The organism is Actinoplanes italicus, from assembly GCF_003001815.1.
GTDB lineage: Bacteria > Actinomycetota > Actinomycetes > Mycobacteriales > Micromonosporaceae > Actinoplanes > Actinoplanes italicus.
In genome coordinates this window covers 459,705-480,064 of record NZ_PVMZ01000001.1, presented here as the reverse complement: position 1 = coordinate 480,064, position 20,360 = coordinate 459,705, and the positions used below count along the sequence as shown (strand labels likewise).

Below are 20,360 nucleotides of genomic sequence, written 5' to 3'. Positions count from 1 at the left end.
GTGTTGACCATGTCTCGTGCTCGCCGGCTCGCCTCCGCCGTTGTCGCCGCGTCCCTCGCCGTGGGTGGGCTCTCCGCCTGCCGTACCGAGTCGTCCGTGGCGGCCTATCTCGGTGACACCGAGAAGATCTCCGAGGAGCAGGTCCAGGAGATCTGGGACGACGGGCACGACCGCCTGACCGAGCAGGCGCGCGCCCAGGCCGCCGAGGCGGAGGAGGCCCAGCGGGCCAAGGAGCAGCAGCTCAAGGACAAGGGTGAGAAGGTCACCCCGGCGCCGACCATCACGGCGCCGCCGGTGCAGATGCCGTTCAGCCGGGTCGACGTCGTGCACGCCCTGGTCACGCGAGACCTCTACGACCGGGTCGCCGACCAGCGCGGGGTCACCATGCCCGCCGGCCTGGCGATCGACGACATCGCCGCCGAGCAGAAACTGCCCGTCGGCACCGACTACGCGCGCATCAAGGTGGAGATCCTCGTCCTGCACAGCCTGCTGCTGCGCTCGCTCGGGACCGGCGGCACGCCGGACGACGGCGACCTGAAGTCCATCTACGACCAGCTCGTCGAGGTCGGCGGCGTCCAGCCCGGACAGGACTTCGCCGCCTGGAAGACCGCGCTGCCCGCCGAGGACCAGCAGCTGGTCGCCGGTGTGGCCAAGGTCCGTGACCAGATCCAGGCCGTCGCCACCGACCTGGACATCACCGTCAACCCGCGTTACGCGCCCTTCCAGGTGTCCGTGCTGCGGATCGACACCGAGACCGTCAAGCGCGACCTGCTCAGCACCGACTTCGGCGACTACGAGCCGCTGCCGGTGAAAGACGTCTCTTGAGCATCCGGATCGTCCTGCTGGTCACCTCGCCCCGGCTGCCGGCCGGACTCCTGACCGCAGAGGCGTGGGACACCGTCCGGGCGTACCCCGTCTACACCGGCGCCGAGAGCGCCCAGGCGGCGGCCCTGCGAGTGGCCGGTGTGCCGGTCACCGTCCTGGACACCGACGCCCAGGGATTCCTGGACGCGATCGCCGGGCAGAAGGCCGCGGTCTGGCTCGCCGGGCCGCACGGTGACATGTCGTTCGCCCGGCAGCTCGGGTTGCGGCTCGTCCGCGAGCCCGGGCTGGCCGAGCTCGAGCAGATGTACGGCTCGTGGGACCCGCCCGGCGCGCGGCTGCTGGACGCCGTCGAGGTGATGGACCGGCTCGCCTCGCCCGGCGGCGACCCGTGGAAGCGCGAGCAGAGCCACCAGACGCTCGCGCCGTACCTGCTGGAGGAGAGCTACGAGGCGTACGACGCGATCGTCGCCGGCGACCTGGACGCACTGCGCGAGGAACTCGGCGACGTCCTGCTCCAGGTGGTGCTGCACGCCCGGCTCGCCGAGAATCGCGCCGAGAGCGACCGGTGGAGCATCGACGACGTGGCCGGTGACCTGGTCGACAAGATGATCCGGCGCAACCCGCACGTCTTCGCCGGCGAGCAGGTCACCGACATCGAGGAGATCACCGCCAACTGGGAGCGGATCAAGCGCGAGGAGAAGGCCCGCGACTCGGTGCTCGACGGGATCGCGCTCAGCCAGCCGGCCCTGTCCCTGGCCGCGAAGATCCTGCACCGGGTGGAGCGCGGCGGGATCGACGTGCCCCTGCCGGACGGCGGCGACCTGGGCGGTCTGCTGCTGCGGGCGGTCGCCGAGGCCCGGGCCGCCGGTCTCGACGCGGAGGCCGCACTGCGCGAGGCCGCACTGACCTACGCCGACGCGGTGCGTGCGGCGGAGAAGGCCGGCGGCGCCGGGTAGGGCTCGGGCACACTGCGCCGTGGCGGGTGCGTGCGGCGGAGTAGGCCGGCGGCGCCGGGTAGGGCTCGCCATGTTCTGCCGTCGCGGTGCGTGCGGCGGAAAATGTCAGTCCTTCCGAGTAGGTTTCACGGCATGCCGGAGTTCGTACCGCTTGCCGAGCGCATCGTCGACGCCCTTCTGGAGAGCGACCCCGCCACCGCCTCCTACGCCGGTGACCATCGGTTCGACGACCGCCTGCCCGATCACTCGGCCGCCGGTGTGAGCGCCCGGGCCGCCATGCTGCGCGACGCCGGTGACGCACTCAGCGGCGTCGACCCCGACGGCCTCGACGCCGAGGACCAGGTCGACCACGCGATCCTCACGGCCCGGGTCGAGCGGGCCCTGTTCGAGCTGACCGAGGTCCGAGAGCACGAGTGGAACCCGCTCGACCACAACCCCGGCCCGCTGCTGCACGGGCTGATGGCCCGGCCGTTCGCGCCCCTCGACGAGCGCCTGACCAGCCTGTCCGGCCGGCTCGCCGCGATACCGGACGCGCTGGCCACCGCCCGTGCCGTGCTGCGCGACGTGCCCCGCATCCACGCCGAGACGGCGGTCGGCCAGTTCACCGGCACGGCCCGCCTGATCCGCGACGAGTTGCCCGTGCTGCTCTCCCGCGAGCCCGGCATGCGTTCGACCGCCGAGCCGGCGGCCGCCGCGGCCCTGACCGCGCTCGGCGAGTTCGACGGCTGGCTGCGTACCCGGCTGGAAGGCGAGGACACCGGCCGCGACCCGCGTCTCGGCCGCCGCCTGTGGGAGGCCCGGCTCTGGCATACCCTCGACACCGAGCTGCCCGCCGCCGAGATCCTCAGCCGGGCCTGGGCCAACCTCGACCGGGTCAGTGCCGCACTGCGGGCCACGGCGGCCGAGCTGACCGGCGGCCCGGCCGACGACGAGACCGTCCGCCGCGCCCTCGACGAGATCGCCGCAAGGCACCCCGACGACACCACCATCGTGGGGCTGGCCAAGGTCACGATGGACGAGGCGACCGACTTCGTCCGGCAGCACGACCTGATGTCCCTCGTGGACGACCCGTGCGTGATCGAGGAGATGCCGGAGTTCGCCCGCGGCGTGGCCGTCGCCTACTGCGACCCGCCCGGCCCGCTCGAGACCGCCGACGTGCCCACCTTCTACTGCATCGCGCCGGCCCCCGCCGACTGGCCGGCCGAGCGGATCGCCAGCTTCTACCGCGAGTACAACGACGAGATGCTGCGCAATCTCACCGTCCACGAGGCGATGCCCGGCCACTTCCTGCAGATCGCCCACTCCCGGCGCTTCCGCGCCGCGACCCGGGTGCGTGCGCTCGGCTGGTCCGGCCCGTTCGTCGAGGGCTGGGCAGTCTACGCCGAGGAGCTGATGGCCGGTTACGGTTTCGGCGGCCTCCCGGTACGCGTGCAGCAGCTCAAGATGCAGCTACGGATGAGCCTCAACGCGATCATCGACCAGCTGACGCACTGCGAGGACCTGACCGAGGCCGACGCCATGGACCTGATGACAGGCCGAGGCTTCCAGGAGGAGGGCGAGGCGGCCGGCAAGTGGCGGCGCGCCCTGCTCACGTCAACGCAGCTGTCCACCTACTTCGTCGGCTACACCGAGGTGGCCGGGATCGCCGCGGCCCGCCCGTTCGGCGCCACTCCAAAGGCCTGGCACGACGCCATGCTGGCGCACGGCTCACCCCCACCCCGCCACCTACGAACCCTCCTCGGCGTCTGACCTCCGTCTTCCTGCTCCTCCGTCGTCTGCCGGAGCTAGCGGTGTCTGGTCTCCGCCTTCCCCGCTCCTTTTGTCGCCAGCCGCATGCCGCAGCCAGCGGTGTCTGACCGCCGCCCTTTCCGCTTCTTGGCTCTCGCCGTTCGCCGACATGCCGGCGGCGCCTGACCACCACCCTTTCCGCTTCTCGTCACTCGCCAGGCGCCCAGGTGTCAGCGGTGTCTGACCGCCGCCCTTCCCCGCCTCTTGCGGCCCGCCGCGCGCCGAAGCGCCAGCGGCATCTGGCCCGCCTTTCCCGCTCCTTACCGCCGCTACGCGGAAGCGCCCAGCGGTGCGTGGTGGGTGGTGCCTGCTGGTCGGCCGCTGGTCACCACGCGAGTGCGTCGGTGGGGTTGTGTGGTGGGCGGTGCCTGCTGGTCGACCACTGGTCACCACGCGAGTGCGTCGGTGGGGTTGTGTGGTGGGCGGTGCCTGCTGGTCGACCACTGGTCACCACGCGAGTGCGTCGGTGGGGTTGTGTGGTGGGCGGTGCCTGCTGGTCGACCACTGGTCACCACGCGAGTGCGTCGGTGGGGTTGTGTGGTGGGCGGTGCCCGCCGGTCGACCACTGGTCACCACGCAGCGGTGGTTGGCGCCGCAGGGCGGGAGCCGTAGGTCACCGCGAAGGCGTAGGCCCGGCGCTGCGTGGTGATGTGTGGCTCGGGCCGGGAGTGCCGGGGCCGGGAGTGCCGTGGTCTGGTGTGCCGGGGCCGGTAGTGCCGCGGTCGGGGGCGGTCTTCGACGGGACGGTGAAGTCGGTCTCGTCGATGCCGGTGCGGTAGTCGGTCAGTGTCATCTCGACCGGGCTGCCGGCGACCATTCCGGCGAAGGCGGCCACCGTGCCCTCGACCGTCACACACACCTCGAAGTTGGATGCGGCGGACTGGTCGACGCCGGTCAGCTTGAGGCAGGAGGCGTGCCGGCCCGCGATCGTGGTCTCCCGCGGTGTGACCGCGAGGTCCGGGTCGATCGCGGCGGACTCGAGCATGTCCAGGATCGCGGCGGGTGCGACCAGTCCGGTCGAGGCCGGTGGCCCCTCCTCGCCGTCGCGCCGGTCGCCGTCGGTGCAGTCCATCTTCTCGGTGGCCCGGGCGCAGCGGGTCACGGTGTCCGGCGTGATGATCACGAGGCCGGACGGGAACGTGTAGGCGATCCGGGACGGTTTCTGGGCGCGTGCCACCCGGGCGGCCTCACCGCCGGCTAGCCGGTACGTGGCGGTCCAGCTCAGTCCGTCGGCTGCCGCTACGCGGTCGGCGGTTTGGGAGATCAGGCCTTCGTCGGCGGCCCCGGCAGCATTGGCCTGGTCGAGGTCGGTGCAGGCGGCGGTGCCGGCGACGGCCACCACGAGCAGCAGCGCCATCAGCGACTTAACCCGGCGCGGATTCCGGCGGGCATGCGAACGCCGGCCGAGCGTGGTGGCCCAGCGTAAGAGCCGGCGGCCGAGCGTGGTGGCCCAGCGTAAGAGCCGGCGGCCGAGTGGGCGTGCCCGGCGTGGAAGCCGTCGGGTGTGCGGGCTTCGACCGGGTGGGTGGGCGGCCGGGTGGGGGGTCATGCGGCGCGGGGTGGCGGGCACGGAGACCACCCTGGCGTACCCACGCAACCCCGCGCAATCGAGTATCCGCGGATCCGTGTCGATGATTGGAGATCCAATGGCATGACAATTAACCGGCCGGTGGCCCTCCATTCACGGAGTCCTCCGGCCGGTATCGGAAATGCGATTCCCGCCTCGGTTATCGAGCGGCCGACGCGGCGGCCTCGGCCAGGGCCTCCTCGGCGAGCGCGTCGGCCGCGACCGCCTCGCGCCGGGCCTGCGACTGGAGGCGCAGGACGTACCGCCGGATGACCTTCGCCTGTCGTTCGTCCTGCTCGAAGATGGCGACCATCTCGGTGACCAGGGGACCGCGGACCGGCACCTGCTGGCGGATCTGGGCCACCCGGTAGGCGATCGCCGGGAACTCGACGACCTCGTCACCGAGCTGCAGCCGGAGCAGCATCTCCTCGCCGGGCCGCAGGTCGACGTCGCTGAAGTGGGCACGCACCGAGCGTTCGCTCAAATCGTGCACCTGTCCGATGCGCTGCGGCTCGCCCGCGCGTACGAGCAGGATGCTCTCGCCCCCGCCGCCGCGAACGTAGTTGCGCAGCTGCTCGATCTCCGGTTCGCCGAGGAAGGTGATCTCGATCCGGTTCTCGTCGACCTTCAGCACGGTTCCGGTCTGCGAATAGCGGCCGCGAGGTCCGGCCGGCCAGCGCAGGGTCACCACGGAGCCGGCCGTGAGAGCGACGTCGGACAGGGCGAGGGACAGCGTCACGGTGGTCTCGGTGACCCGGACCACGCGGACATCCGGGAGCTCTCGGCCCCCGTTGTCCAACTCGACACGCGACCCGTCGGCGGGAAACAGGCTACTGGTCATAGTGCCCACTGGTTCGGCAGGATCGCCGCAGGTTTGAGGCGATCCGCCGGGGCAGTTCACCGGCCGCGCGAACGCGTCATGGCCGGACTCGATACGCTCTGGCGTGTGGTCGGCCCGCAGGGTCGCGGACCGAAACTGTATTCGTACAAACGTTAGGGAGCGACACGACCAATGGCCACCATTGAAGCAATCGTCGCCCGCGAGATCCTCGATTCCCGGGGCAACCCGACCGTTGAGGTCGAGGTCGGCCTGGACGACGGCTCGGTCGGTCGCGCGGCGGTTCCGTCCGGCGCCTCCACCGGCGCGTTCGAGGCGCTCGAGCTCCGCGACGGCGACAAGGGCCGCTACCTCGGCAAGGGTGTCGAGAAGGCGGTCGCCAACATCGAGGAGCACATCGTCGAGGAGCTCGTCGGTTACGAGGCCTCGGACCAGCGCCTGATCGACCAGAAGATGATCGACATCGACGGTACGGACACCAAGTCCTCCCTCGGTGCCAACGCCATCCTCGGCGTCTCGCTCGCCGTGGCGAAGGCGGCCGCCGCCTCCGCCGAGCTGCCGCTGTTCCGCTACCTCGGTGGCCCGAACGCGTCGCTGCTGCCGGTGCCGATGATGAACATCCTCAACGGTGGCGCGCACGCCGACTCGAACGTCGACGTGCAGGAGTTCATGATCGCTCCGATCGGCGCGCCGACCTTCCGTGAGGCCGTGCGCAGCGGCGCGGAGGTCTACCACGCGCTCAAGTCGGTGCTGAAGAAGAAGGGCCTGTCGACCGGCCTCGGTGACGAGGGTGGCTTCGCGCCGAGCCTGGCGGCGAACGTCGCGGCCCTGGAGCTGATCGCCGAGGCCGTGCAGGCCGCCGGCTACAACCTGGGCAGCGACATCGTCCTGGCCATGGACGTCGCGGCCACCGAGTTCCACAAGGACGGGGCGTACGTCTTCGAGGGCACCCCGAAGTCGACCGACGAGATGATCGCGTACTACGCGAAGCTGGCCGCCGACTTCCCGATCGTCTCGATCGAGGACCCGCTGGGCGAGGACGACTGGGCCGGCTGGACCGCGCTCACCGCCGAGCTCGGTGACAAGATCCAGATCGTCGGGGACGACCTGTTCGTCACCAACCCGCAGCGCCTGGCCCGTGGCATCGCCGAGAAGTCGGCGAACGCGCTGCTGGTCAAGGTCAACCAGATCGGCTCGCTCACCGAGACGCTGGACGCCGTGGATCTGGCCCACCGGGCAGGCTTCAAGACGATGATGTCGCACCGCTCGGGCGAGACCGAGGACGTCACCATCGCCGACCTGGCCGTCGCGGTCGGCTCCGGCCAGATCAAGACCGGTGCCCCGGCCCGGTCCGACCGGGTCGCGAAGTACAACCAGCTCCTGCGCATCGAGGAGCAGCTGGAGAGCGCCGCCCGGTACGCCGGAGCGGGCGCGTTCCCGCGTTACCGCGTCGGCTGACAGCCCGGCAGCGGATCATCGAGTTTGTGACACCCGCCCCGGGAGGCATAGGTTTCTCGGGGCGGGTGTCATGGATGACGGCTAGCGGGGGAGGGCGGAGATGACGGAGCGCCGCACACCGAGCGGCCAGGGTCCGGCCCGTCGCCGCACCGGCCGTGACAATCGCGCCACCCCGCCCCGCAAGCGGACCGAGCCGTCCCGCACCAGGACCACCCGGCGCGGTTCCTCGGGAGCCGGCGGAAGTGCGGCCGCCGAGCGCACCGACGCGCCCCGCCCTCGTGCCCTGACCAGCCGGGCGACCGTTCTCATCGCCCTCGTCGTCGTGCTGGCGCTCGCTTACACGTACCCCCTCCGGGTGTATCTGGAGCAGGAGTCCCAGATCGCCGAGATGGAGGCGGCACTGACCGCCCAGCGGGAGAAGATCGCCGAGTCGGCCAAGAAGCTCGAGAAGTGGAAGGACCCGGAGTACCTGCGCATTCAGGCCCGGGAGCGATTCAACTACGTGCGTCCGGGCGAGACGCCCCTCACCGTGGTGCCCGACGAGGGCGACCAGGCCGCGTCCGCCGAGCAGACCCCGGCGGCGCCTCCCGACCGGTGGTACGACACGCTGTGGAGCAGCGTCCGAGCCGCTGACGCAGACACCGCCAACGCCGAACCCCAGGACTGATCCTTAAGCGATGGAAGAGCCCACATCCGCCGACCTCGACATCGTGGCGGCCCAGCTCGGCCGACGTCCCCGCGGTACCCGGGCGATCGCGCACCGCTGCCCCTGCGGCAACCCCGACGTGGTGGAGACCTCACCGCGACTGGACGACGGCACGCCGTTCCCGACCCTGTTCTATCTGACCTGCCCGCACGCCACGGCCGCGTGCAGCCGGCTGGAGTCGGCCGGTGTGATGCGCGACATGCAGGAGCGTCTGAGCACCGACCCTGAGCTGGCGAAGAAGTACGCCGCCGCCCACCAGGACTATCTGGACCGGCGCACCACGATCGAGGACGTGCCGGAGATCAAAGAGGTCTCCGCCGGTGGCATGCCGGACAGGGTGAAGTGCCTGCACGTCCATCTCGGGCACGCGCTGGCCGCCGGGCGGGGCGTCAACCCGTTCGGTGACGAGGTGCGCGACGCGATCGAGCCGTACTGGTCGGGCGGTCCCTGCGTCCGGATCGCGGCCGACGAGTGAGGATCCGTCGCGCGAGGACCGGGGACATCCGGGCGATCCGGTCCCTGGTGGACACGTACACCACCGATCGCCGGCTGCTCAGCAAGGCCACCGTCACGCTGTACGAGCAGGTGCAGGAGTTCTGGGTGGCCGAGTCCGAGGACGGCCGCGTGGTCGGCTGTGGTGCTCTGCACGTGATGTGGGAGGACCTCGCGGAGATCCGCACGGTCGCCGTCGATCCGGGCCTGCGCGGTCAGAAGATCGGCCACAAGATCGTCGCCGCGCTTCTCGATCAGGCCCGTGAGCTGGGTGTACGCCGGGTCTTCTGCCTCACCTTCGAGACCCGGTTCTTCGGGGCGTTCGGGTTCACCGAGATCGACGGGGCTGCCGTGCCGCACGGCGTCTACGAGCAACTGCTCCGGTCGTACGACGAGGGTGTCGCCGAATTCCTCGACCTGGAGCGGGTCAAACCGAACACGCTGGGGAACACGAGAATGCTGCTGCATCTATGAGTGTCCGTGTCGCCGCCATCGACTGCGGCACGAACGCGATCCGCCTGCTGATCGCCGACGTCGACGGCGACAAACTGGTCGACGTGTGCCGCCGGATGGAGATCGTCCGTCTCGGTGAGGGCGTCGACCGGACCGGGATGCTCGCTCCCGCCGCGATCGAGCGCACCCGCAAGGCGCTGCTCGGTTACGCCGCCGAGATCGCCGAACTGGGTGTGACCAGGGTGCGGATGTGCGCCACCTCGGCCAGCCGGGACGCCTCCAACGCGCAGGACTTCCGTGACATGGTCCGCGGCGTGCTCGGTGTCGACCCCGAGGTGATCACCGGCGCACAGGAGGCGCAGCTCTCCTTCGACGGCGCCGTCCGCGGTCTGGACGCTGAGGGTCCGTATCTGGTCTACGACCTGGGCGGCGGCTCCACCGAGTTCGTCACCGGCACGTCCACGGTCGAGCAGGCCATCTCGATGGACATCGGCTGCGTCCGGATGACCGAGCGTCATCTGCACTCCGACCCGCCGACCGCGGCGGAGCTGGCGAAAGCTACCGCGGACATCGTCGAGGCCGTCGACACGGCCCTGGCGGCCGTGTCCGGCAGATCCGCGAAGACGCTGGTCGGCCTTGCCGGGACGGTCACCACGGTCGCTGCTCTCGCTCATGACCTCGAGGTGTACGACTCCGCGCGCATCCACCACAGCCGGGTCGACACGGCGACCGTCGCCCGGGTGACCGACGAGCTGCTGGCGATGACCGTCGCCGAGCGGCTGGCCCTGCCGGTGATGCATCCGGGCCGGGCCGACGTGATCGGCGCGGGTGCCCTGATCATGAAGATCATCAGCGAGCGCTCGGGCCACGACTTCGTCATCGCGTCCGAGCACGACATCCTCGACGGCATGGCCTTCGGGCTGGCCTGACTCCCTCAGACAGCCCTCCGGGTAGTGTGCTGTTGACGGTACTTCGGATTGCACAGTAGTGTGCTCCGCGTGGATGCGACGCAACTGCTCAAAGGGGTGCTCGACCTCGCTGTCCTCGCCGTGCTGCGCGAGGAGGACGGCTACGGCTACGACATCCTGCGCCGCCTGCGTGCGGCCGGTCTCGAGGACGTCGGCGACGCCTCGGTCTACGGCACGCTGCGCCGGCTCTTCAACGGCGGCCTGCTGAACAGCTACGTGGTGCCCAGCGATGAGGGCCCGCATCGGAAGTACTACGCACTCAATGAGGCCGGTCGCGCCGAGCTGCAACGCTCCGGCAAGGTGTGGCACGGGTTCGCATCGATCATGGAAGATCTGCTTCGCGAGCGGGGGAAGGCGTGAACCTCACGGCACAGGATGAGATCGCCGTCTACGTCGAGGGGGTCCGGCAGGCGCTCGCAGGCCTCCCGGCCACGGTCCGGGACGAGCTTCTCGAAGACCTGCCCGAGCACCTGGCCGAGGTCCTCGCCGAGGGCGGCGGCTCGCTCCACGAGCGTCTCGGCCCACCGGACGCCTATGCTGCCGAGCTGAGCGCCAGCGCCGGCTTCGTCCTCGGCACGCCCATCGAGCCACCGGGCGACCAGTCGCGCATCGCGGCGACCGCCGCACGGCACCGTGCCCGGATCGACCGGGCACTGCGCCGCGCCGACGAGCGGGTCGGCCCGGTTCTGGGCTACCCGCGCGCCAGCGAGTTCCTGACGCTGCTGCGGCCCGCCTGGTGGGTCCTGCGGGGCTATCTGGCGGCCATGGCGGTCGCGTTCATGCTGCACGACCACAGCAGTCCGCTGGGCCTGCTGCCACGGGCGGGCGGCGACGACTTCACGGCCGTGTTCCTGCTCACTCTCGGGATCCTCGGCTCGATCTGGCTGGGCCGGCGGGGGCAGCCGGCCGCACGCTGGCCGCGACGGCTGTTCCGGTTCGGCACGGCCTTCCTGGTCATCTTCGCGGTGGTGGGTTTCTTCGAGGTCGACTCGGCCGCCCAGCGGGACAGTTACTACGACCAGGTGAGCTACACCCCCGGACCCGGTAACCCGTACTCCGACATCCGCGACGTCTACGTCTACGACGGCCAGGGCAGGCTCCAGGTCGGCGTGCAGCTCTACGACCAGAACGGGCAGCCGATCCGGCTCGGGGAGGCGATCTGCTGGGACGCGCACGGCAACGAGGTGCCGATCGCGAATCCGGGTTATCCGTATTGCCCGGTGCAGGCGCCGTTCCAGTCGGCCGAGCCGACCGCGGCCCCATCCGGCGAGCCGTCCGGGGCTCCGTCGGGCGAGCCGTCCACAGGTTCGTCCACAGGCTCGGCGGGCGATAGCGAGAAGCGTCCGGCCCCGACCACACCGCCGGCTTAGGGCGGCTGACCCACTCGGACGTCGTCGCGGGGGGACGGGGGGCTCCGCGACGACGCCGTCCCGGGGAACAGTGCTCCGCGACGACGCCGTCCCGGGAAACAGTGCTCCGCGACGTCGACGTTGCCGGGACAGCGCTCCGCGACGTCGCTGTCGTGGGAACGGTGCTCCGCGAGGTCGCCGTCGCGGGTGACGAGACTCCGCGGCGTCGTCCAGAACGGATCACTTTCGGAGGGCCTCGCCGAGCGGCGGATGACACGGGGTGATGTGCTGGACCCGTGCAACCGTCCGACAGCTCACCGCGTACCCCCGGGGAAGTTGTCGCCCAGGCGGCCGAGACGGCCTCGCTGAGCGTGCTCGACGCCCGGATCGCGGATTGTTTCGCCTGCCCACGACTGGTCGAGTGGCGCACCAGCATCGCCGAGGTGAAACGCGCCTCGTTCCGGGACCAGGAGTACTGGGGCCGTCCCCTGCCCGGCATGGGGCCACCCGATGCCTCGATCGCGATCCTCGGCCTGGCGCCGGCCGCACACGGCGGCAACCGCACCGGGCGGATCTTCACGGGCGACCGCTCCGGTGACGTGCTCTTCGCAGCCCTGTACCGGGCCGGGCTGGCGAACCAGCCGACCAGCGTCTCCGCCGACGACGGCCTGGCCCTGCGGCACACCCGGATCTTCGCCGCGGTGCGCTGCGCCCCACCGGACAACAAGCCCCTGCCCGAGGAACGCGACACGTGCGCGCCCTGGTTCCAGCGTGAGCTCCAGCTGATCCGGCCGACGCTGCGGGTCGTCGTCGCGCTCGGCGCGTTCGCCTGGGCCGCCTGGTGGCCGGCGATGACCGCCGCCTACGGGATCAGGCCTCCGGTGCCGCGTCCGAAATTCGGGCACAGCGCCCAGGTCAGCGTGCCCGGCGCGCCCGTTCTGCTGGGGTGTTTCCACGTCAGCCAGCAGAACACCTTCACCGGCCGGCTGACCCCGGCGATGCTCGACGAGGTGTTCGGCCGTGCGAAGGTTTTGGCGGGCCTGGCATGATGCGAGCGCCGACAATCCCCGAGTCACGGATCTGAGCCCGCAATGGACCTCGCAGCACTGCGCCGATGGTGGCCGATGGCCGCCGTCCTCGGACTGCTCTTCGTGATCTCGCTGGCCGCCACCAGATCCGCGCCCCAGCTGGACCAGATCGAGCCGGATGCGACCCCGACGACCCGGCCGCCCCTGCTGCCACCGAGGCCGTCCGTCCAGCCCACATTCGAGGATTCGATCCCGGAGCCGGCACAGGGTCTGCCCGACTGGGTGGGCACCGCCACGCTCGTGGTGCTCATCGTCGGCGCGGTGCTGATGGTGGCCGGTCTGACCTGGGCGCTGGTGCGCGACTACCTGCGCCGCCGTCCGGCCCGCACCGGCCGGCATCAGCCCCGACGCGCTGTGCGGACCGCCGACGATCTGGTCGCGGCACTCGACGCGGGCCTCGAGGAGCTGTCCGACACCGACCGTGACCCGCGCCGGGCCGTGATCGCCTGCTGGGTGCGGCTGGAGGACGCGGCCGCCGCGGCCGGCACGCCGCGGCATCCCGGTGACAGCCCCACCGACTACGTCGGACGGCTGCTCGCCGAGCAGCGGGTCGACGCCGGAGTGCTCGCCGCCCTGCTGGCCGTCTACCGCGAGGCGCGGTATGCGACGCACACCGTCGACGACCAGATGCGGCAGCAGGCCCGATCCGCCCTGCAACGGCTGCGCGCCGACCTGGGCGCCACCCGGACCGGAGCACCGACATGAGCGACGGCGGACTCGACGACCTCTTCGGCGTCGCCGAGGTCCAGCAGCGGACCGAGGAGCCGGAAGCCGAGGTCAAGCGGCGCTCGATCGCCATCACGCTGGCCGGCAACGCGCTCGTCATCGGTCTTGCCGCGGTGGTCATCACGGCCGGGTTGCGCGCGCTGGACACCAGCATCTCGCTGCTCCTGCTGGTCTCCCTGCTGATCGGTCTGCGGCTGCTCATCCACGCCGTCAAGGCGGTGGCGCCACCACCCGCGCCGAAGTTGCGCTCGCGGATCGGGTCGGGGACCCCACAGGCCGCCGACGCGCTGCGGGCCGCCGTGCGCCGCTGGGAACAGAACCTGGACCGGGCGCACTCGGATCCCGATCTGTATGCGCGTAACGTTCTGCCGGTGCTCGCGGAGCTGACCGATGAACGGCTGCGCCTGCGGCACGGCATCACCCGGGCCAGTGACCCGCGCCGGGCCCGGGAAGTCCTCGGCGACGACCTGTGGTCGGCGCTGTCCGGACCGGGCCGGCGGGCGCTCAAGGCCCGCGACGTCGAGACTTATCTCGACGCGATGGAACGACTGTGAGAGAACGACTGTGAGAAAGGTGCGCCGGTGACGCAGGCTCTTCCCCCGTACGAGGTCGGGCGGCTGGCCGGGGCGGTCCTCGACTCGGTCGGCTCGATCGTGGTGGGCAAGCGGGACTCGCTGGAACTGGTGCTGGCCGGCATCCTGGCCGGCGGTCACGTGCTGCTGGAGGATATGCCGGGGCTGGGTAAGACGCTGACCGCCCGGTGCTTCGCGCAGGCGCTGGGGCTCGACTTCCGCCGGCTCCAATTCACCCCCGACCTGCTTCCCGCCGACGTGACCGGCTCGTTCCTGTACGACCAGCGCAAGGGCGACTTCGCCTTCCGGGCCGGCCCGGTGTTCACCAACATGCTGCTGGCCGACGAGATCAACCGGACGCCGCCGAAGACCCAGGCCGCCCTGCTCGAGGCGATGCAGGAGAAGCAGGTGTCGGTCGAGGGTGTCACGTACCGGCTGGATCCGCCGTTCCACGTGATCGCGACGGCCAACCCGATCGAGTACGAGGGGACGTACCCCCTGCCCGAGGCGCAGCTGGACCGCTTCATGCTGCGGGTGTCGTTCGGCTACCCGACGGCCGAGGAGGAGTGGTCGGTCCTGCAGCGCCGGATGTCGCGCCGTCAGGAGGAGGCCACGCTCTCCCCGGTGGTCGACGCCCGCACGCTGCAGCTGATGCAGACCGCTCTGGAGTCGGTCGCGGTCGAGGACTCGATCGGCCGCTACATCGTGGCGCTCGCCTCGGCCACCCGGGAGCACGGCGCGGTTCTGGTCGGCTCGTCGCCGCGTGGCTCGCTCGCGCTGCTGCTGCTGGCCCGGGCCCGGGCCGCGATGGCCGGCCGGGACTACGTGGTGCCCGAGGACGTGAAGGACGTGGCGATCCCCGCCCTGGCGCACCGGATAACGCTGCGGCCGGAGATGTGGCTGCGCCAGGTCAATCCGTCCTTCGTGGTCCAGGAGGTGCTCACCGCGGTGCCCGCCCCGGCCAGCGGGGCGCTCCCGACGTACGCCCGGCATGACTGACCTGCTGCGCCTGCGCCCGGCCGTGCCCGCCGAGGGCACGGCCGAGGCATCGTCCGGCCCGGTCTGGGCGCCGACCCGTGCGCTCGGCCGGTCGGTGCTGCTCACCGGTCTGCTCCTGCTGCTCGGCGTGGCGCTGGGCCGGGTCGACCTGGTGCTGCTCGCGGCTCCGTTCGCGATCGGCGCCGCGATCAACCTGCGCCGCACCCCGTCCGCCTCACCCGAGATCACCATCAGTGCCGACGAGTCGCACCTGGTCGAGGGCGGCGAGGTGGCGGCCGGTCTGACCGTCGCCAACCCGGACGGGATCGACTACGACCTGGTGGTGGTCCGGACCCGGACCTCCTCCTGGCTGCGCCTCGAGCACTCGGATCGGCCCTTCGCGCTGACCGTGGCGGCCGACGGCTGGGCCACGATCGATCTGCCCGGTGAGGCGCTGCGCTGGGGCCGGCAGGACGTCGGACCGGCCGCGGCCCGCGCCGCGGCGTGCGGTGGGCTGCTGGCCTGCCGGCCGATCGTCACCCCGGCACAGGGTGTCCGCGTCTATCCGGTCACCGAGCCGTTCAACGCCGTCGAGGCGATGCCTGCCGCGGCCGGCCTGGTCGGCGCGCACCGCTCCCGGCGGCCCGGGGAGGGCGGCGAGCTGGCCGGTGTCCGGCAGTTCGCCCCCGGTGACCGGCTCCGCCGGATCGACTGGCGGGTCTCCCTGCGGACTCGTGACCTGCACGTCGCTTCCACCCTGTCGGACCGTGACGCCGAGGTGCTGCTCCTGCTCGACGTGCTGGGCGAGATCGGCCTGTCCGGCGGGGTCCACGGCGGCTCGTCGGTGCTGGACACCACGGTCCGGGCGGCGGCCGCGATCTCCGAGCACTACCTGCACCGGGGTGACCGGGTCTCGCTGCTGGAGTACGGCGCCAGCGCCCGCCGGCTGCGCCCCGCGTCCGGACGCCGCCAGTACCTGACCGTGCTGGAGTGGCTGCTCGACGTCCGTCCGGACCCGGCAGCCACCGAACAGTACGAACACGTCCTCGGTGCACACCAGGTCTCCTCGTCGGCGCTGGTCGTGGTGCTGACCCCGCTGGTCGACCCGCGGGCCGCGGACATGCTGGCCCAGCTCACCCAGTCGGGCCGCTACGTGGTCGCGGTCGACACGCTTCCGGCGGCCGTCGCTCCGCCGGTGAAGAACCAGTGGACGCCGCTGGCCACCCGGCTGTGGCGGATCGAGCGGGAGAACGTGCTGGGCCGCCTGCGCGAGCACGGTGTACCCGTGGTGGCCTGGGCCGGGGCGGGCAGCCTCGACCTGGTGCTGCGCGACGTGGCCCGGCTGGCCTCTGCTCCGAGGGGGCGATGACATGCTGACCGGACTGAGCGGACGCGTCGAGCGGTGGCGCAAGGCGGCCGGCCGGGCCACCGCGGTGCCGTTCACCATCCGCTGCGGCATCCTGTTCACCGGCCTGCTCGCGCTCGGGGTGGCCTGGCCCGCCGAGCTGCTGGCGAGCCCGCGGTTCATGTCGGTGGCGCTGGGCCTGGTGATCTGGCCGGCGCTGGCACCGCGGGGCCGGGGTGGTACCGCCGCGGCGCTCACGGCGATCGCCGGCTGGCTGATCGACACCACCGGGTACGGCTCGCCGGTCGAGCTGTGGCGGGTGCTGGCGCTGGCCGCGCTGCTCTACCTGGCTCACACCCTGACCGCTCTGGCGGCTGTCCTGCCGTACGACGCCATGGTCAGTTTCGAAGTCCCGGCCCTCTGGCTGGGCCGCGCCCTGCTGGTCGTGCTGATCTCGGCGGTCGTCATCGTCCTGGCGCTCGGCCTGACCGCCGACCTGGGCGGCGACGCATTCCAGTTGGCCACGCTCGTCGGATTGGTGGCGGCAACGGCTGTGACAATGGTCCTAGCCCGTATCGCCCATCGCGAGTGAAATCTGAGTGTTTCGTCACTTGACTTCAGCCGTTGTGATCGTCACAGAACGGCGCATGAAATGCCTTCCGCGCGCGACAATAGAGCGGTGAATCCGCCGCGCATAGTCGTCGTAGGAGCAGGTCACGTCGGGCTTTACGCCGCCCTCCGCCTGTCCAAGAAGCTGAACCGCAATCGGGCCGAGATCGTCGTCATCGACCCTGTTCCTCACATGACTTACCAGCCATTCCTGCCTGAGGCAGCGGCCGGTAACATTTCGCCGCGACACGCCGTGGTGCCGCTGCGTCGGGCGCTGAAGAAGTGCCGGATCGTCTCCGGTGAGGTCACCCGGGTCGAGCACGCTCGCAAGACCGTCGTGATCCAGCCGATCGACGGCCCCTCCTACGAGATGGAGTACGACCACATCATCGTGGCGCCGGGCTCGGTCTCGCGCACTCTGCCCATCCCCGGCCTCAAAGATCGGGGCATCGGCCTCAAGACCATCGGTGAGGCCATCTACCTGCGCAACCACATCCTCGACCGGCTGGACGTCGCCGCCGCGACGCCCGACGAGGAGGTGCGCAAGGCCTCACTGAACTTCGTTTTCGTCGGTGGTGGCTTCGCCGGTATCGAGGCGCTCGCCGAGATGCAGGACGTCGTCGCGGACGCGCTGAAGTACTACCCGGAGCTGGACCCCAAGGAGGTCCACTTCATCCTGGTCGAGGCCAGCAACCGGATCCTGCCGGAGGTCGGCCCCGAGATGGGCGCCTACACCGCCCGTCAGCTCGCCGGCCGGGGTGTCGATCTGCGCCTGAGCACCTTCCTGCAGTCCTGCGTCGACGGCCGGGTCGTGCTGTCCGACGGCGACACGTTCCGTGCCGAGACGCTCGTCTGGACGGCCGGCGTCAAGCCGTCGCCGATGCTGGCCAACACCGACCTGCCGCTGGGGCCGAAGGGGCACGTCAACTGCCTGCCCACCCTGCAGGTGGCTGACAACGAGACCGGTGAGGCGTGGGATGGCGCCTGGTCCGCGGGTGACTGCGCCCAGGTCCCCGACCTGACCAACCCGGGCGCCTGGTGCTCGCCGAGCGCCCAGCACGCCGTCCGGCAGGCCAAGGTGCTCGCCGACAACATCGCCCAGGTGGTCCTCGGCGGCGCTCCGAAGGACTACCGCCACAAGCACGTCGGCGGTGTCGCGGGTCTCGGCATCAACAAGGGTGTGGCACACGTCTACGGCGTCAAGGTCAAGGGCTACCCGGCCTGGCTGATGCACCGCTTCTACCACGTCAGCCGGATCCCGTCGTTCAACCGCAAGGTCCGCGTGGTCGCCGACTGGGTGCTCGCGTTCATGTTCAAGCGGGAGACCGTCGCCCTCGGCCAGCTGCACCACCCACGTGAGGAGTTCACCGAGGTGACCCCCGCTGTGGACCTGCCCGCCGAGAAGAAGGTCGGCGCCGGGTCCCGCTGATCGGGTCGATGCCGTTTCCACTGCCTGGGCGTCACCGGTTACGGTGTTCGCAGGCCGCCCGGGTGGTGGAATGGCAGACACGGCCGCCTTAAAAGCGGCTGCCCAAAAGGCGTGCGGGTTCGAGACCCGCCCCGGGCACCGGTGCCCACGGTCGCGGCGACTCCGTCGCGACCGTGATCACATTCACATGCCCCCTGAGCTGCGCTGAAAGGTCCCATTTTCAGCCTGCTCACAGCTTCGTGGTACGGCGCGGACGGCGTCGACGGCTTACCCTTGAGCACAGGCGGCATAGCGTCGCCATTCCAAGGGAGGCTGGAAACAGTGAAGACATCTAACCCGGTGCTCTCGCGCCTCGGCCAGGCGGCCGAGCGGGAGCGAGCGGCCGGGTACGGGCCATACGGGCCGGCCGCGCAGCCGGGTTACGGTCAGCCGGCCTACGGCGATCCCTACCCCACGGCGACGGGCTACCCCTCCGCTCCTCCGGCCGTCGCGCCGATGACGGTCGACGACGTGGTCGTCAAGACGGTCACGCTGCTCGGCCTCACCGGCGCCTCCGCGGCCGCCGCGTGGACCCTCATCCCGGACGCCCTGATCGGCCCGGCCTGGATCGGTGCGGCGCTCACCGGCCTGGTTCTCGGCCTGGTCATCTCGTTCATGCGGGTGGCCAACCCGGCTCTCGTGATCGCGTATGCGGTCGTCGAGGGCGTGTTCGTCGGCATGATCAGCAAGTTCTTCAACGACATCATGGGCTACCAGGGCATCGTCCTGCAGGCCGTGATCGCCACGTTCGGTGTCTTCTTCGTGATGGCGGGCCTCTACAAGGCTCGCGTGATCAGGGCGACACCGAAGTTCGTGCGCGGCATGATCGCCGTCATGGCCGGCCTGTTCGCGGTCATGCTGATCAACTTCGTGCTGGCGCTCTTCAACGTCGAGACCGGTCTGCGGTCCAACGGCGCGCTGGGCATCGGCTTCAGCATCATCTGCATCGTGGTCGCCTCGCTGAGCTTCATCCTGAGCTTCCACGAGATCGAGGAGGGCGTGCGGATGGGTCTGCCGCGCCGCTACTCCTGGACCGCGGCGTTCGGCATCCTGGTCAGTCTCATCTGGCTCTACATCGAGATCCTCCGCCTGCTGAGCTACTTCCAGGGCGACGACTGACGATTCGTCCGCCGTCGCCATGCAACGCCCGGCCCGTCTCCCCACGGACCGGGCGTTGTCCCCGACCTGAAGTGCGAGCCCGTCCGGCGCCTCCCGCGCCGGGCGGGTTCGCCGTTTCCCGGCCTCCTCTCGCGCGCCTTCCACACCTGGCCGGATCCGGCGCTCCGACGGCTGTTCCCGGCTTCCTCGCGCTCCTCGCACGCGGGGCGGATCTAGCGCTCCGGCGGTCGTTGACAGCTTTCGCGCGCGCCTTCCACGCCTGGACGGATCCGGCGCTCCGACGGCCGGGTATCGTCGCCGGGTGCCCGACTTCGCCACCTCCATCGAGCGGCTGCTGACCCAGATTCACTACTGGGACGAGCGCCGATGGCATGCTTCGGCCCTGAACGCGGCAGCACCCCGCTCGCAGCAGGTCCGGAGACTCGTGCAGCAGCTGGAAGACCTGGGCGCCGAGGCCGAGAAACGTCCGGCCCGCCCGGTCCCGCACATCCACGACCTGGTGCTTCGCGATCAGATCCGCGTCCTCGCCGACGATCTCCTGGCCGCAGCCCCGCCGGCCGACGTTCTCGACCGCGCCACCACAGCGGTCGAAGAGGCGCGAAAAATCCTTTAAGACCCCTCTTTGGTACGTAAGTAACAGTACCGCCGAACCACCCCGTCCCGGACTACACCGCGACGGGGCTGCCACACCGGGCCATAGCGCGACCGCCGGGCTTGTGCGATGTCCACCGTTACTGCTCCGCCCCGCTCCCGGCCCTCGATCACCGGCCCGGGACTCGCTCGCCACCGCGCGCCGAATCACGATGCTGCTCCGCTCGCGGTGAATTGCGATGCGCCAGTGGTGCCGATCCAGGCGATAGCCGAACCGCGCTGCTGCCCAGTCGCGGGCGCGCTGATGGGCCCCAACTCACCACGCCTGCCCCTGGGACCGTGCTGCGTGGTGAGTTGCGGTCTGCTGGTGGGCGCAGGTCACCACGGTGTAGTGCCGGCCTGGCCTGTGTGGTGAGTTGCGGTGTGCTGGTGGGCGCGGGTTACCACGTTGTGGTGCCGGCCGC

General features: G+C 70.8%; 21 protein-coding genes and 1 tRNA gene. 20 read left to right on the top strand and 2 right to left on the bottom strand.

Annotated features, from left to right (window positions below):
- Positions 1-9 precede the first annotated feature (9 nt).
- From CLV67_RS02360 to CLV67_RS02350, 3 genes are all read left to right on the top strand, one after another.
- Positions 10-825 (top strand): hypothetical protein, encoded by an 816-nt coding sequence (locus tag CLV67_RS02360; protein ID WP_146168970.1) that lies wholly within the window; start codon positions 10-12, stop codon positions 823-825.
- The gene (locus CLV67_RS02355; protein ID WP_106315444.1) at positions 822-1,781 is read left to right on the top strand and encodes a nucleoside triphosphate pyrophosphohydrolase; all 960 of its coding nucleotides are present in this window, start codon (positions 822-824) and stop codon (positions 1,779-1,781) included. Before CLV67_RS02360 ends, CLV67_RS02355 begins: the two co-directional genes overlap by 4 nt.
- 132 nt (positions 1,782-1,913) lie before the next feature.
- Positions 1,914-3,530, top strand: coding sequence for a DUF885 domain-containing protein (locus tag CLV67_RS02350; RefSeq protein WP_106315443.1), 1,617 nt, complete (start codon positions 1,914-1,916; stop codon positions 3,528-3,530).
- A gap of 652 nt (positions 3,531-4,182) precedes the next feature.
- Here CLV67_RS02350 and CLV67_RS02345 read toward each other — a convergent pair.
- Positions 4,183-4,926, bottom strand: coding sequence for a hypothetical protein (locus tag CLV67_RS02345; protein WP_106315442.1), 744 nt, complete (start codon positions 4,924-4,926; stop codon positions 4,183-4,185).
- A 370-nt stretch (positions 4,927-5,296) separates the two neighbouring features.
- On the bottom strand, positions 5,297-5,977 hold the full coding sequence (locus CLV67_RS02340) for a hypothetical protein (protein WP_203736946.1): 681 nt from the start codon (positions 5,975-5,977) through the stop codon (positions 5,297-5,299).
- A 171-nt stretch (positions 5,978-6,148) separates the two neighbouring features.
- On the opposite strand from CLV67_RS02340, the gene eno reads away from it, so the two are divergent.
- From eno to CLV67_RS02255, 17 genes are all read left to right on the top strand, one after another.
- A complete protein-coding gene (eno, locus tag CLV67_RS02335; protein WP_106315441.1) occupies positions 6,149-7,432 on the top strand; it encodes a phosphopyruvate hydratase in 1,284 nt (427 codons plus the stop codon).
- Positions 7,433-7,532: 100 nt separating this feature from the next.
- Positions 7,533-8,099 (top strand): FtsB family cell division protein, encoded by a 567-nt coding sequence (locus tag CLV67_RS02330; protein ID WP_106315440.1) that lies wholly within the window; start codon positions 7,533-7,535, stop codon positions 8,097-8,099.
- 10 nt (positions 8,100-8,109) lie between these two features.
- Positions 8,110-8,613, top strand: a complete 504-nt coding sequence (locus CLV67_RS02325) for a DUF501 domain-containing protein (protein WP_106315439.1) — start codon at positions 8,110-8,112, stop codon at positions 8,611-8,613.
- Complete coding sequence (locus tag CLV67_RS02320; protein ID WP_106315438.1) at positions 8,610-9,104, top strand: amino-acid N-acetyltransferase; 495 nt, start codon at positions 8,610-8,612, stop codon at positions 9,102-9,104. The genes CLV67_RS02325 and CLV67_RS02320 overlap by 4 nt, the downstream gene beginning before the upstream one ends.
- Complete coding sequence (locus CLV67_RS02315) at positions 9,101-10,012, top strand: Ppx/GppA phosphatase family protein (RefSeq protein WP_106315437.1); 912 nt, start codon at positions 9,101-9,103, stop codon at positions 10,010-10,012. Before CLV67_RS02320 ends, CLV67_RS02315 begins: the two co-directional genes overlap by 4 nt.
- 69 nt (positions 10,013-10,081) lie before the next feature.
- The gene (locus CLV67_RS02310; RefSeq protein ID WP_106315727.1) at positions 10,082-10,411 is read left to right on the top strand and encodes a PadR family transcriptional regulator; all 330 of its coding nucleotides are present in this window, start codon (positions 10,082-10,084) and stop codon (positions 10,409-10,411) included.
- The gene (locus CLV67_RS02305; protein WP_203736947.1) at positions 10,408-11,421 is read left to right on the top strand and encodes an HAAS signaling domain-containing protein; all 1,014 of its coding nucleotides are present in this window, start codon (positions 10,408-10,410) and stop codon (positions 11,419-11,421) included. The genes CLV67_RS02310 and CLV67_RS02305 overlap by 4 nt, the downstream gene beginning before the upstream one ends.
- A gap of 350 nt (positions 11,422-11,771) precedes the next feature.
- Complete coding sequence (locus CLV67_RS02300) at positions 11,772-12,449, top strand: uracil-DNA glycosylase (protein ID WP_239166142.1); 678 nt, start codon at positions 11,772-11,774, stop codon at positions 12,447-12,449.
- A gap of 42 nt (positions 12,450-12,491) precedes the next feature.
- Positions 12,492-13,193, top strand: a complete 702-nt coding sequence (locus CLV67_RS02295) for a DUF4129 domain-containing protein (RefSeq protein WP_106315435.1) — start codon at positions 12,492-12,494, stop codon at positions 13,191-13,193.
- A complete protein-coding gene (locus tag CLV67_RS02290; protein ID WP_106315434.1) occupies positions 13,190-13,768 on the top strand; it encodes a hypothetical protein in 579 nt (192 codons plus the stop codon). The genes CLV67_RS02295 and CLV67_RS02290 overlap by 4 nt, the downstream gene beginning before the upstream one ends.
- A gap of 27 nt (positions 13,769-13,795) precedes the next feature.
- Positions 13,796-14,785 (top strand): AAA family ATPase, encoded by a 990-nt coding sequence (locus CLV67_RS02285; protein WP_106315433.1) that lies wholly within the window; start codon positions 13,796-13,798, stop codon positions 14,783-14,785.
- On the top strand, positions 14,778-16,133 hold the full coding sequence (locus tag CLV67_RS02280; RefSeq protein WP_106315432.1) for a DUF58 domain-containing protein: 1,356 nt from the start codon (positions 14,778-14,780) through the stop codon (positions 16,131-16,133). Before CLV67_RS02285 ends, CLV67_RS02280 begins: the two co-directional genes overlap by 8 nt.
- 1 nt (position 16,134) lies before the next feature.
- On the top strand, positions 16,135-16,701 hold the full coding sequence (locus CLV67_RS02275) for a hypothetical protein (RefSeq protein ID WP_106315431.1): 567 nt from the start codon (positions 16,135-16,137) through the stop codon (positions 16,699-16,701).
- An 87-nt stretch (positions 16,702-16,788) separates the two neighbouring features.
- Entirely contained in the window at positions 16,789-18,147 is a 1,359-nt protein-coding gene (locus tag CLV67_RS02270) for an NAD(P)/FAD-dependent oxidoreductase (protein ID WP_106315430.1), read from the top strand.
- 56 nt (positions 18,148-18,203) lie between these two features.
- Positions 18,204-18,285: transfer RNA gene (locus CLV67_RS02265), tRNA-Leu, on the top strand.
- Positions 18,286-18,468: 183 nt separating this feature from the next.
- Positions 18,469-19,305, top strand: coding sequence for a Bax inhibitor-1/YccA family protein (locus tag CLV67_RS02260; RefSeq protein ID WP_106315429.1), 837 nt, complete (start codon positions 18,469-18,471; stop codon positions 19,303-19,305).
- Between the two features lie 301 nt (positions 19,306-19,606).
- Positions 19,607-19,918, top strand: coding sequence for a hypothetical protein (locus tag CLV67_RS02255; RefSeq protein WP_106315428.1), 312 nt, complete (start codon positions 19,607-19,609; stop codon positions 19,916-19,918).
- The last annotated feature ends 442 nt before the right edge of the window (positions 19,919-20,360 follow it).

Coding starts and splice junctions, on each gene's coding strand:
- CLV67_RS02360 (WP_146168970.1), top strand. CDS start 10: ATGTCTCGTGCTCGCCGGCTCGCCTCCGCCGTTGTCGCCGCGTCCCTC.
- CLV67_RS02350 (WP_106315443.1), top strand. CDS start 1,914: ATGCCGGAGTTCGTACCGCTTGCCGAGCGCATCGTCGACGCCCTTCTG.
- CLV67_RS02345 (WP_106315442.1), bottom strand. CDS start 4,926: ATGGCGCTGCTGCTCGTGGTGGCCGTCGCCGGCACCGCCGCCTGCACC.
- CLV67_RS02340 (WP_203736946.1), bottom strand. CDS start 5,977: ATGACCAGTAGCCTGTTTCCCGCCGACGGGTCGCGTGTCGAGTTGGAC.
- eno (WP_106315441.1), top strand. CDS start 6,149: ATGGCCACCATTGAAGCAATCGTCGCCCGCGAGATCCTCGATTCCCGG.
- CLV67_RS02330 (WP_106315440.1), top strand. CDS start 7,533: ATGACGGAGCGCCGCACACCGAGCGGCCAGGGTCCGGCCCGTCGCCGC.
- CLV67_RS02325 (WP_106315439.1), top strand. CDS start 8,110: ATGGAAGAGCCCACATCCGCCGACCTCGACATCGTGGCGGCCCAGCTC.
- CLV67_RS02315 (WP_106315437.1), top strand. CDS start 9,101: ATGAGTGTCCGTGTCGCCGCCATCGACTGCGGCACGAACGCGATCCGC.
- CLV67_RS02295 (WP_106315435.1), top strand. CDS start 12,492: ATGGACCTCGCAGCACTGCGCCGATGGTGGCCGATGGCCGCCGTCCTC.
- CLV67_RS02290 (WP_106315434.1), top strand. CDS start 13,190: ATGAGCGACGGCGGACTCGACGACCTCTTCGGCGTCGCCGAGGTCCAG.
- CLV67_RS02280 (WP_106315432.1), top strand. CDS start 14,778: ATGACTGACCTGCTGCGCCTGCGCCCGGCCGTGCCCGCCGAGGGCACG.
- CLV67_RS02275 (WP_106315431.1), top strand. CDS start 16,135: ATGCTGACCGGACTGAGCGGACGCGTCGAGCGGTGGCGCAAGGCGGCC.